Annotated in this window: 14 protein-coding genes; 8 read left to right on the forward strand and 6 right to left on the reverse strand. The window is 70.1% G+C overall.

All coding sequences use genetic code 11. From position 1 onward, the window contains the following. Positions 1-35: 35 nt before the first annotated feature. Entirely contained in the window at positions 36-431 is a 396-nt protein-coding gene (locus tag ACE3Q8_RS13170; RefSeq protein WP_374470728.1) for a helix-turn-helix transcriptional regulator, read from the forward strand. A 32-nt stretch (positions 432-463) separates the two neighbouring features. On the opposite strand, the gene ACE3Q8_RS13175 is transcribed toward ACE3Q8_RS13170, so the two are convergent. Together ACE3Q8_RS13175 and ACE3Q8_RS13180 are read right to left on the reverse strand one after the other, a co-directional pair. Beyond that, positions 464-1,315: a hypothetical protein gene (locus ACE3Q8_RS13175; protein ID WP_374470729.1), complete on the reverse strand. Its 852-nt coding sequence runs from the start codon at positions 1,313-1,315 to the stop codon at positions 464-466. After that, positions 1,315-2,211, reverse strand: a complete 897-nt coding sequence (locus ACE3Q8_RS13180; RefSeq protein ID WP_374470730.1) for a hypothetical protein — start codon at positions 2,209-2,211, stop codon at positions 1,315-1,317. The genes ACE3Q8_RS13175 and ACE3Q8_RS13180 overlap by 1 nt, the downstream gene beginning before the upstream one ends. Positions 2,212-2,630: 419 nt before the next feature. Here ACE3Q8_RS13180 and ACE3Q8_RS13185 point away from each other — a divergent pair, with 419 nt between their 5' ends. Next, positions 2,631-3,203: a TetR/AcrR family transcriptional regulator gene (locus tag ACE3Q8_RS13185; protein ID WP_374470731.1), complete on the forward strand. Its 573-nt coding sequence runs from the start codon at positions 2,631-2,633 to the stop codon at positions 3,201-3,203. Positions 3,204-3,229: 26 nt separating this feature from the next. Further along, a complete protein-coding gene (locus ACE3Q8_RS13190; RefSeq protein ID WP_374470732.1) occupies positions 3,230-3,616 on the forward strand; it encodes a VOC family protein in 387 nt (128 codons plus the stop codon). A gap of 235 nt (positions 3,617-3,851) precedes the next feature. On the opposite strand, the gene ACE3Q8_RS13195 is transcribed toward ACE3Q8_RS13190, so the two are convergent. Both ACE3Q8_RS13195 and ACE3Q8_RS13200 read right to left on the reverse strand, forming a co-directional pair. Beyond that, positions 3,852-4,118 (reverse strand): hypothetical protein, encoded by a 267-nt coding sequence (locus ACE3Q8_RS13195; RefSeq protein ID WP_374470733.1) that lies wholly within the window; start codon positions 4,116-4,118, stop codon positions 3,852-3,854. Beyond that, entirely contained in the window at positions 4,118-4,441 is a 324-nt protein-coding gene (locus tag ACE3Q8_RS13200; RefSeq protein WP_374470734.1) for a hypothetical protein, read from the reverse strand. The genes ACE3Q8_RS13195 and ACE3Q8_RS13200 overlap by 1 nt, the downstream gene beginning before the upstream one ends. Positions 4,442-4,774: 333 nt before the next feature. Between ACE3Q8_RS13200 and ACE3Q8_RS13205 the strand changes: the two genes are divergently transcribed. Genes ACE3Q8_RS13205 through pseI form a run of 4 tightly spaced genes read left to right on the forward strand, consistent with a single transcriptional unit; the run spans position 4,775 to position 8,349 of the window. Further along, a complete protein-coding gene (locus ACE3Q8_RS13205) occupies positions 4,775-5,662 on the forward strand; it encodes a class I SAM-dependent methyltransferase (RefSeq protein ID WP_374470735.1) in 888 nt (295 codons plus the stop codon). A 4-nt stretch (positions 5,663-5,666) separates the two neighbouring features. Further along, entirely contained in the window at positions 5,667-6,623 is a 957-nt protein-coding gene (locus ACE3Q8_RS13210; protein WP_374470736.1) for an ATP-grasp domain-containing protein, read from the forward strand. After that, positions 6,620-7,303, forward strand: a complete 684-nt coding sequence (locus tag ACE3Q8_RS13215) for an HAD family hydrolase (RefSeq protein ID WP_374470737.1) — start codon at positions 6,620-6,622, stop codon at positions 7,301-7,303. The genes ACE3Q8_RS13210 and ACE3Q8_RS13215 overlap by 4 nt, the downstream gene beginning before the upstream one ends. After that, a complete protein-coding gene (pseI, locus tag ACE3Q8_RS13220; RefSeq protein ID WP_374470738.1) occupies positions 7,300-8,349 on the forward strand; it encodes a pseudaminic acid synthase in 1,050 nt (349 codons plus the stop codon). The genes ACE3Q8_RS13215 and pseI overlap by 4 nt, the downstream gene beginning before the upstream one ends. A 3-nt stretch (positions 8,350-8,352) precedes the next feature. Here the strand turns inward: pseI and ACE3Q8_RS13225 are convergent, their stop codons facing one another. Beyond that, on the reverse strand, positions 8,353-9,048 hold the full coding sequence (locus ACE3Q8_RS13225) for a cytidylyltransferase domain-containing protein (RefSeq protein WP_374470739.1): 696 nt from the start codon (positions 9,046-9,048) through the stop codon (positions 8,353-8,355). A 61-nt stretch (positions 9,049-9,109) separates the two neighbouring features. Beyond that, on the reverse strand, positions 9,110-10,297 hold the full coding sequence (locus tag ACE3Q8_RS13230) for a calcium-binding protein (RefSeq protein ID WP_374470740.1): 1,188 nt from the start codon (positions 10,295-10,297) through the stop codon (positions 9,110-9,112). Positions 10,298-10,539: 242 nt separating this feature from the next. Between ACE3Q8_RS13230 and ACE3Q8_RS13235 the strand changes: the two genes are divergently transcribed. Continuing rightward, positions 10,540-11,079: a GNAT family N-acetyltransferase gene (locus ACE3Q8_RS13235; protein WP_374470741.1), complete on the forward strand. Its 540-nt coding sequence runs from the start codon at positions 10,540-10,542 to the stop codon at positions 11,077-11,079. The last annotated feature ends 107 nt before the right edge of the window (positions 11,080-11,186 follow it).

Consider the following 11,186-nt stretch of genomic DNA (forward strand, 5'->3'; position numbering starts at 1 on the left):
GCCGGCAACCACGGACGACCCCAGAGTCTCGCGCCTTGGGCGCCGCTCTCAAGGTGCTGAGAACCCAGCTCGGCCTCACGCAGGAGCAAGCGTCCGTGGCGCTGAACTGCACCAGCCAGTACTGGGCGATGTTTGAGCGCGGCCTCGTGCGGGGGATCTTCCAGCCGGAAACAAAGCGCCGACTGGTTCAGGCCCTCAATGACGCGGGTAAGGCTGCCCCGCCGCTCACCGTGGACGACCTAGAAAAGCTCGCGGCAGGCGGCGATCGGCCCGAAACGGTTTCGAACGCTGCGACCTACGGCACGCGAGACGCTGTATTTCCAACGAAGGACGGTGACGTCGTCATCCGCTTCCCGGCTCACCTGTCGGCGTTTGGGAAGCGGCAGCTCCGCGACTACCTGGCCATCTTCCTTGCGGACGCGGACGAGTAGCTGGACGTTCGCATAAGGCAGCTTGGGCGCGTTTAGGGCTGGCGGCCGGTCAGCCACATGCCGTGGAGTTGGTTCAATTCATCACGATGGCGGTCGTAGAGCTTGGCCGAGAACTGCGGCATGCCTTCGACGGCCGCGTTGTAATCCGTGAGAATTCTAACCACGGCCAGCAGATCAGGTTCGCGGCGCAGTTCCGCGTTCAAGCGCTCGGCTATGACCTCGATCTCAGACGCCGCCGACGCGTAAGCGCGGGCTACGCCGCAGAAGTCCGCTGAGAGCAAGAGCACCAGGAGGACGGTAACGACGCGAAGTCCGAGCGTTGCGATGGTGGGCTGGATGATGAGCGTGGCGGCGAGCACGACAAGACCGAACGTGACGCCGCCCACGAAGAGTGCCCAAGCGTCCTTGCTCGCGTACCCCGCTAGGGTTCGAGTCCAGAAAGCGCTTTCGGCGAGGTTTTCGGCTAGGCGCCGGGCACCAAGAGGCGCTTTGCTCTTGAAGTAGGCCGGATCGCGAAGCGCGTCGGCTTCACTTCGGGTTGCGCTGCAAACGCTTGTGATGTCGCGCAGCTCGCTCTCCGAAAGCGGCGCCCCAAGCCCGTTTAAGAGCAAGATGGTCCGTCGAAGGCGCTCCGCGCATGACCGCGACTTTCGCCCTTCCCAGGTGGCCCATCCGAGTGCAAGCGCGACCAAGGTCGCGACGACCGCGAGCAGAGTGCTCACGACGTCTGGCAAGGGGAAGGCGGTTATCGCCGACACGATGGCGAGCGCCACCTGAGCGCACATGGCGCGCGTTCGCATGCTGCCGGAGCGCGCGTATTCGGCCTTCTGATAACCGACTAGTAGGTCGCTGACGTCCGCGATCTTCTTCGGGATGCGCGCCATCAAACCCACGTCAGTCCGGTGTAAGCGGGGAACATACCGTTGAAGACGAGGTCCCAACGCTCGAACGCGGCCCGGACCTTGCCCTCGCGGCCGAACTCGACGGCCTGGCTCGCCCACGTCGCAGCGCGTTCAAGCTTCGTGATGGCGTCCTGACGTTGCAATTCCGTGTTCGCGGCCTTGATGAAGTTCCCATCGTTCGGGAACCTCGGATCGAGCAGATCGGACAGGGCGCGCGCCTTCAGGCGCGCCAGCATACGCGCGACGTCGCTGGGATAGTGAATGTACGTCTCGCCGCGTCCGTATTCTGCGGTGCTGAGCTCGAGGTAGAACGACTTGATCGGGACGGACCGGTAGTACTTCCAGGCCTTGATCAACCTGATGAGCGGCTTGAGCTCACAATTTAAGCCGTCGTCAATCTCGCTCACAAACGCGTTGTGGGACTCCGGGGCGCTGAACATCCAACCGCCAGCACCGTCCGGCATGCGGAACTCGCGATAGCCGAGCTTCGTGTAGCCGACGTGCTGAACAGGGATGATCTCGGTGTGCTCCGCACCGTCCAATCCGAACGGAACGGCCACGCCAGGGCTGTCGACGCGGATGCCCTCAGTGGTGGGATAGCGCAGCCGAAGGTCGGCCGCGACTTGGCCGAGCGTTACGGCCGAGTTGTCGTCGAGGTTCTCGTCGGGAATGATCGCGAAATAATCCACGTCGCTGTACCAGGCGACGTTCGTCCCTGATCCAAATGAACCGCTCCGGAAAAACCCCGTCATGCCGAACGTGTCGGTGAGGCGTGCGCTCAGACTTCGCCGATGGCTCTTCGCCGCCTCGGCTTCCGTCGCTGTTGTCTTGATGCCGCTAATGAGTTCGTTGAACGCGGCTTCCACCGTCTTCGCCATGTTTCCTCCGGGCGCTGACGGACAGATGGTGAACAGCCCATTGAAGCTCAACCGTGGCGAGTTGTCGCGGTACCCCTGTTCGCTGAACCTTGAGGGCTTGATTTCCACGGGACGCAATAGCCGTACAGCGTCCCGCTGTTCCAAGGCGCGCCTAAGCCAGCGATGCGTAGATTGGGAGTTCAGGGGATGTTGGGAAAATCCGCCTAACCCATTGATGCAATTAGGCCGGTTTCGTCCTCTTTGGGAGCTAGGCCTTTGATATCGCGGGCTTTAGGCCAGTTTCCCAAGCTGAATGTCAGGGGTTCGATTCCCCTCACCCGCTCCAATCTCCCCATTCCCGTCCCGCTGTCGGCCCTGGGCGCCGCTTGACACTGACCGTCGGTCAGTAGCTAATGACCAGAGGTCATTAGGAGCCTGAGATGGAGCGTCCCGTGCGGCGACGCCTAGCGCCCGAGGCGCGGAAGCTGGAGATCGTCCAGGCCGCCGAGCGCCTGCTCCAGGCCCACGGCTCACGTGTCCGGGTGGAGGACGTGGTCCGGGAGGCCGGCGTCGCCAAGGGCACCTTCTTCCTCTACTTCCCCACCTGGGACGACCTCCTGGAGACCATCCGCGACCGGCTGGTGGCGGAGTTCGACACCAACTATCCGCTGCCCACCGAGGTGGACGGACCGGTGGAATGGCCGGCCCTGGTCGACACCCAGGCGGCCGCCTTCATCGAACACACCCTCTCGCGCCGGGGCATCGGGGAGGCGGTGTTCCACTCCGACTTCGCCGAGCGACGCCCGCTGGCCGACAATGCCGTGGTGCGGCTGACCGCCGTGATCCGGGCGGGCCAGGAGGCGCAGGCGTTCGGGGACGTCGACCCGGAGCCGACCGCCCGGCTGATCTACGCCGCTATCCACGAGGCCGCCGACGCCGTCGCCGAGGGCGGCGACCGCGCCGCGATCCTCGCCGCCCTGCAGAAGATGCTGCGACGAACCCTGGCGCCCTGAGCGCCCGCAAGGAGGAGGAACGAGCCATGAGCGAGAGCCCGGTGAACGTGCGCTACATGGTCTCCGACGTGGCGGCGGCCGCGGACTGGTACGTGGCCCACCTGGGTTTCAGCCGGCTGCCGAACGCCTCCCCGGCCTTCGCCGCGGTCGAGCGCGGGCCGCTTCGGCTGCTGCTGAGCGGCCCCGCCAGCTCGGCGGGGCGCCCGATGCCGGACGGCCGTCAACCGGAGCCCGGCGGGTGGAACCGCCTGCAGCTCGTGTTCGCGGATCTGGAGGCGGAGGTCGAGCGGTTGCGCGGCCGTGGCGTCCGCTTCCGGAACGACATCGTCCGCGGGCCCGGCGGCGCACAGATCCTGGTCGAAGATCCGGCGGGGAACCTCGTGGAGCTGTTCCAGCCTGCCGCTTGGGGCTAGACCCCGGGCCGGTCTTCGTCGGGGAGCGGCGTGAAACCCTCCGACACCAAGGGCCGACGCGCGGGCGAGGTGGTGGCGGCGCGCTCGCCCGAGCTGCAGCATCGTGTCCGCGAGCGGGTGTGGTTCTGGACGGTAAGCCCAGCCATGACGTCCCCGCGCGCTGTCCGCTGGAGCGCACCGCCCGGCGGACGAGGCCGGTGGAGCGGCCGAGGCGGGGGATAAGTCAACGTCGAACCTAGGCCGCCTCGGCCTGCGCCGCGCGCCAGCCGAGGCCCGCGCGGCGCACCACCGGCAGCGCCTTGATACGGCGGAGCAGGGTCTCGGCCCGTTCCGTCGTCAGGCCATGGGCGTCGATGCGCAGGGTGTAGCCGTCGCCCTCGCGGGTCATGGCGGCCTCGGCGATCTCCGCGCCGAGCACCACGAAGGCGTTGACGACGCGCAGCAGGGCGTCGGGCTCGGGGTGGGCGTCGACCACCAGGCTCCAGCGGGCCGCAGGTCCCATCACGCGCCCTCCGCCAGTCGGCCATAGCTCTCGCGAAGCAGCAGGCGGCCGTCGTCATCGAAGGCCTTGAGCTGCAGCCGGGCGTTCGCCTGGGCGGCCGCGGCCCAGACTACCTCGTGCCGGGGCGGGCGGCCCTCGCCCTTCGGCCAGGCGGACTTCAGCGCCGCCTCGAACTGGAAGACGCGCTCGGCGTCCGGGGCGTGCAGCACGGCCTCCACGTGGGCCGTGGCGCCCAGAGCCGCGCGGGTGGCGAGGCCGTCGGCGAAGGCCCGCACCGCGCGTCTCAGCGCATCGAGCTCGGATCGGAGGGTGGGGGAGGGCATCTGGCAGGTCCTTTCAGAGATTGGGACCGGCGGCGCGCACAACAAAAAACCCCGCTGCCTTTCGGAAGCGGGGTTCTTCGATCTTGCGATCCGCCGGAGGTGTCAGCTCGCGCGCGTTCGCCCCGCTTCCGAGGTGGGGGTGATAATAATCATCATCATGGCGGCGGCCGCGCACGCCGGAGCCGCGGCCGCGAGGCGGCCGGCCGTCAGGCGTTTGGGCTGTTGGGCCATGAGGAACATCGGGCGAAGCCGTAGCCCACGCGGCCCGCCGCGGCAAGCCGGCGGGCGAACATGGTTAGCGCCGCGTTTACCGGATCGCCCGAGAACCGGGCCATGGACATCTCGGCGATGCGCTTGGTGGAAAAGCCCGAAGGGCACCTGGAGCTCGAGCCCCGGCCGACGCCGGACGAGCTCGCGGCCTACTACCGCGACAAGTATTACGGCTCGCGCGACGGCCGCACGCCCTACGCCTACGGCTACACGGCCGAGGAACTGGAGCACAAGCTGCTGCAGCCCGCGGAGGCCGAGCACGTCTGGGGCCGAGCGCCCGGCCGCCTGCTCGAGGTGGGCGTCGGCGAGGGCTTCACCCTCGACTACTTCCTGAAGCGCGGCTGGCGCGCCACGGGGCTCGACTTCACCGACGACGGCGTGCGCGAGTTCCACCCGCACCTCGTGGGCGCGCTGACCACCGGCGACGCCTTCCAGCTCCTCGACCGGGCCATCGCCGCCGGCGAGACCTACGACCTGATCATCTGCAACAACGTGCTCGAGCACGTCATCGACCCCGTTGGCCTGCTGGACCGGCTGCGGGCGATCGTGGCGCCGGAAGGCCTGCTCCGGATCGCCGTGCCCAACGACGGCTCCTGGCTGCAGGACGAGATCGTGTCGCGCGGCCATGGCGCGCCGGAGTTCTGGCTCGCCCCGCCGGACCACCTCAACTACTTCAACACCGATACCCTCCCCAAGGCGCTGGCCGCGCACGGGTGGGAGGTCACCGAGCACCTGGGCGAGTTCCCCATCGACGTCTTCCTGCTCAATCCCGAGACCAACTACCTGGCCGAGAAGGCCAAGGGTCGGGCTTGCCACTTCACCCGCGTGGCCTTCGAGATGGGGCTGTGGAAGCAGCGGGGGCTGGACGCCGTCGTCGACTACCGGCGCGGCTGCGCCCGGGCCGGCATCGGCCGCAACCAGACGGCCTACGCCCGGCCGGCCGCCCGCTAGGGCCGTGAACGTCCTCGTCCTCAGCGCCGCGGCCAAGGTCCTGCTGGTCAGGGCCTTCCGCGAGGCCGCCGAGCCGCGCGGCGGCACGGTGTTCGCAGCCGACCTGACGCCGGACAACGCCGCCCTCTTCGAGGCGGACGGCGCGGTGCTCCTGCCGCGCAGCGACGACGCCGGCTTCGGCGCGGCCCTGATCGAGGCCTGCCGCCGCCACCGGATCGGTCTCGTGGTCCCCACCCGCGACGGGGAGCTCGAGGTGCTCGCTGGCCTTCGGCCCTGGCTGGCCGCCGAGGGCGTGACTCCGCTGGTCGCCTCGCCAGAGGCGCTGTCCGCCTGCCGCGACAAGCGCCGCTTCGTGGAGGCGTGCCGCGCGCATGGGCTCGAGACGCCGCGTACCTACCCCGCCGGAGAGCGGCCGGAGCGCTTCCCGGTGTTCGTGAGGCCGGTGCAGGGCGCGGGCGGCGCCGGCGCCCGCCGCATCGACCACCCCGCCGACCTGCCGCGCGATCCCGACCTGCTGGTCCAGGACCTCGACACTGCGCCGGAATACACCGTCGACGCGCTGATGGACCTCGAAGGCCGTCCCCTGCAGGCGGTGGCGCGTCGCCGGCTTCAGGTCCGCGCCGGCGAGGCGGTGAAGTCGCAGGTGGTCGACGCCCCGGAGCTCACCTATCCGGCGCTCAGGCTCTGCGAGGCCTTCGGCCTCGTCGGTCACAATGTGGTCCAGGCCTTCTACGAACCCGGCCGGCCACCGCGCTTCATCGAAGCCAACCCGCGCTTCGGCGGCGCCTCCAACCTGTCGATCCGCGCCGGCCTGGCGTCTCCCGAGCGCCTTCTGCAGATGCTGGCCGGAGAGTCGGACGCGGCCGCCGCGCCCCGGGCGATCGCCCACGGCCTGATGATGCTGCGCTACGCGGAGGATCGCCTGGTCACCCCGGCGGAGTTGGCGGCGGTCGCCCCGTGACCCGCGCCCTGCTGCTCGACATGGACGACACGCTCTACGAAGAGCGGTCCTACGTGCTGTCCGGCTTCCGCGCCGTCGCCCGGGCCATCCACGAGCACTTCCCCCACGCCGACGCCGAGGCGCTGCACGCCGCCATGGTGGAGGGGCTCGACGTCCAGGGTCGCGGCAAGCTGTTCGACGGCGCGCTCATGGCCTTCCGGATCGAGCCCACGCCGGAGCTCGTCCAGCACCTGGTGAGCGTCTACCGCAGCCACGCCCCCGACATCGCGCTCTGGCCCGGCGTCGCCGACACCCTGGCCGAACTGCGGAAGGACTGGCGCCTGGCGGTGGTCACCGACGGCCTCCACCTGATGCAGGCCCGCAAGGCCGAGGCGTTGGGGCTCGCCGAGCTCGTGGACACCGTGGTGTTCTGCTGGGAGCACGAGGCGCCCAAGCCCGATCCGCGCGGTTACCGCGAGGCGCTGAAGCGGCTGGGGGCCGAACCCGCCGAGGCGGTGGTGATCGGCGACAACCCACTGCACGACATGGCCGCCGCCCGCGCCATCGGCGCCCGCTCGATCCGGGTGCGCACCGGCCGTTTCGCCGCAGTGGACCCCGGCCGCTGGCCGCCCGATGCTGATGTCCCCACCTTCAACGAGGCGCCGGCTGCGCTCGCCAGGCTCCAGGGATTGTCGAGATGACCCGCACCGTCACCATCGCCGGGCGCCGCATCGGTCCGGAAGACCCGCCCTATGTGGTCGCCGAGATGTCGGGCAACCACAACGGCGACATCGGCCGCGCGCTCGCGCTGATCGACGCGGCGAAGGATGCCGGTGCGGATGCGGTGAAGCTGCAGACCTACACCGCCGACACCATCACCATCGACCACGACGGCCCGGAGTTCCGCGTCCAAGGCGGGCTCTGGGACGGCCGGCGGCTCTACGAGCTCTACCAGGAGGCCCATACGCCCTGGGACTGGCACCCGCGGCTGTTCGAGCACGCGTCCAAGGTGGGCATCACGGTCTTCTCCTCGCCCTTCGATCCGACGGCGGTGGCGTTCCTGGGCGGGCTGGGCGCGCCGGCCTTCAAGATCGCCAGCTTCGAGCTGATCGACCTGCCGCTCATCGAGCTCTGCGCCGGCACCGGCAAGCCGCTGATCATGTCCACGGGCCTGGCCTCGCCGCAGGAGATCGCCGAGGCCGTGGCGTCGGCGCGGGGCGCCGGCTGCGACGAGATCATCCTGCTCCACTGCACCAGCGGTTACCCGACGCCGGCCTCGCAGATGCATCTGCGCACCCTGCAGCACATGGCCCAGCAGCACGACGTGGTGGTCGGCCTCTCGGACCATACCCTGGGCGTGGCGGTCTCGGTGGCGGCCGTGGCGCTCGGCGCCTGCTTCATCGAGAAGCACTTCACCCTGAGCCGGGCCGAGGGCGGGGTGGACAGCGACTTCTCGCTGGAGCCCGCCGAGCTGGCCCGCCTGGTGGAGGACAGCCGCACGGCCTGGGAGGCGCTCGGAACGGTGCAGTACGAGGAGGCCGCGTGCGAGGCGTCGAGCCGCGACCACCGCCGCTCGCTCTACGTCACCGCGGACGTGGCTGCGGGCGAGCCGCTGACGCCGGACAACGTCCGCTCGATCCGCCCGGGCTTCGGGTTGCCGCCCAAGCACCTGCCGCAGGTCCTGGGCCGCAGGGCCTCCCGCGCGCTGAAGCGCGGCGCGCCGCTCGACTGGAGCATGGTGGAGTAGGCCTCAGGCCTCGCGCTCGTACCGCTGGAACGGCAAGCCACGGATGTCGTCGGAGGTGAACGCCGGGTTCCCGGGGTAGAGCGCCTCATACACCCGCGCCACGAAGGCGTAGTCGTCCGGCGTGTCCACCGTCCAGCGCAGGTCGCTCTCGTCGCGCGCCTGGGTGAGCGCCGCCTGGGTGAACCGCGAGCCCTGCGCGTAGAGGTAGGGCGTCACGTGTTCCCGGTCGTAGGCGCTGGTCGCTTCACGGCCGGCGCTCAGCAGCGCCTCCAGGGTGAAAGCCTCCACGTCCAGCCCACGGGGATAGGTGCGCACCCGGCCGTTGGTGCAGTAGTCGGCGCCGCTGTCCGCCCGCAGGCGCACGCAGGCGTCCACCACCTCGGGATCGATCAGCGGACAGTCCGCGGTCAGCCGGACCAGGTCGTCCTCGACCTTCAGCGCCTGGACGCAGGTGACGAACCGCCCCAGCACATCCTCCAGCGGACCGCGGAAGACCTCGACGCCGATCGTTGCGAGGTGAGCCGCCAGGGCGTCGTCCGAAGGCTCCGTGCTCGTGGCGACGACCAACCGGGTCAGGGTCTCGCAGCGCCGCAGCCGCTCGATCTGGCGCTCGATCATGGGGCCGCCCGCGAGCGGCTTCATCACCTTGCCGGGCAGGCGGCTGGAGCTCATCCGCGCCTGCAGGATCGCCGTGGCCATGGGGGTCCTCCCGATGGCCCTGGTCTAACCCCGCAGGCGCGGCTTGGGGAAGCGGCGCGTCCTAGAAGATCCAGTCCCCGCCCAGGGACGAGAGCTGGACGTTCACGAGGGTGAGCTGGCCGCCGCCGTCGGCGGTCACCACCACATCCCCGCCGACCTGGGCGACACTGTAGCCGGCCGCGGCGTCCACCCGGTCGCCCTCCCAATAGTTGAAGTCGAGCACCCGGTCGGTGTCCGACTCGGCGAAGACGTGGAAGGTGTCGGCCCCGCCGCCCCCGACCAGCACGTCCGCGCCGCGGTCGCCGGCCAGCCAGTCGGCCCCGTCGCCGCCCTGCACGAAGTCGTCGCCCTGGCCGCCGCGGACCACATCGTCGCCCGAGCCGCCGGAAAGGGTGTCGTTCCCCATGTTGCCGAGCACGATGTCGGCCCCGTCGTCCCCGAACAGGACGTCGTTGTCCCTGCCGCCGACGACCCAGTCGTCGCCCCAGCCGCCGGACACGGTGTCGTTCCCGGCGTTCCCGTGCAGGTCGTCGAACTCGGCGCCGCCGGAGAGGCTGTCGTTTCCGTCGTCGCCGCGCAGGTAGTCGCGGCCACCGTTCCCCACGAGGGTATCGTCGCCGGAGCCGGCGTGGTGGACGTCGCCGCCCTCCGAGCCGTTGATCCAGTCGTTGGCGCCGCCGAAAGCCGGGGCGGGGGCCGGCGCGGGAGCCGGCGTGGGCGCCGGCGCGCCCCCAGGGGCGCCGGCCCAGGGGGTGTCGTAGCCCGCGAACTTCTTAACGTACTCCGAGACGGGCGTGCCGTACGGATCGCGCATGTTCATGCCGCCGTTGGTGGCCAGGTAGTCCTTGAGGTTCCAGACGCCGACGAGGTGCGCGCCGGCGATCAGGCCCGACATGGTCACCTGGCCCCCGTCGACCCACTGGCCCACGTACTTCACGAGGTCGAGCTTCTGCAGGTCGGAGTGGATGTTCTCGAACCAGGCCTGCTGGGCGGCGTCCTGCGCCGCGGGGGACGCCAGGAAGCTGGCCTTGTCGTAGACGCCGTAGCTCGCCGCCTTCTCCGTCCACCCGCCGATGAAGTCGATCTGCGGCGTGCCGTCGTTGCCGCGGTAGAAGCCCACGGCCTGCAGGGCCTCCTCGCCGAACTGGAAGCGGCCGAGATAGCCGACGCTGCTCACGAAGGCGTAGTTGTTGCCCGACTCGTTCTGCCCGAGCGCGCGCAGCAGGTCGCCGTAGTTTCCGTTGCTCATTCCCGTGATCCCCTTGTCATGGGTGGTCCGTCCCGCTCCCGACGGCGGACGGATGTGAGGAGTCGCCGCCCGATACGGCGCTCCGGCTCTCTCAAGGTTCTTGGAGGTGGCCCCCCGGCTCGTTGCAGGCGCGAAGCTCGCGGCGGGCGCGGGCCGGAATGTGGCGGGCGCTCGCCACAAACCTGCGTCAAGTTGACCGCGCCAAGCTTGTTTACCTCACGGTCAAGGTCATCCTGCAGGCGATGTCAGACCCGATCCCGCCGCTCCGCGTCGCCACCCCGACCGATGCGCCCGCCCTGCGTGTCCTGATGGATCGATCGATCCGCCGGCTCCTGGAGCCGTTCCTCACCGCGGCGGAGCTGGCCGCCTCGTTCGAGGTCATGGGCCTCGACACCCAGCTCCTCGCCGACGGGACCTACTACGTGATCGAGGTGGACGGACGCCTGGCGGCCAGCGGCGGCTGGAGCCGGCGGGCCACCCTGTTCGGCGGCGACCACACGGCGGGGCGTGACGCCGCCCTTCTGGATCCAGCCGCCGAACCGGCGCGCGTGCGGGCGATGTACACGGATCCCGACTTCGCTCGCCGGGGCCTGGGTCGCCGGATCCTCGAGGCTTGCGAGGCCGCGGCCCGCGCGGAGGGGTTCGGCTCGGCCGAACTGGCCGCCACGCTCGGCGGGGCGCCGCTCTACCGCGCCTGCGGCTGGCGGGAGGTGGAACCGTTCCACGCCGAGACGGCGTCCGGCGTGCAGGTGCCGCTGGTGCGCATGGCCAAGGCGCTTTGACGACGAAACGGGCGGGCCTCGCGGCCCGCCCGTCCGAGCCGCGCCCGCCGCCAGGGGGAGGCCGGCGGGCGGCGGGTCTGCGCCTGCGGGGGGGGCTCCGGACCCCC

This window comes from Phenylobacterium sp. (assembly GCF_041913825.1).
Classification (GTDB): domain Bacteria; phylum Pseudomonadota; class Alphaproteobacteria; order Caulobacterales; family Caulobacteraceae; genus Phenylobacterium.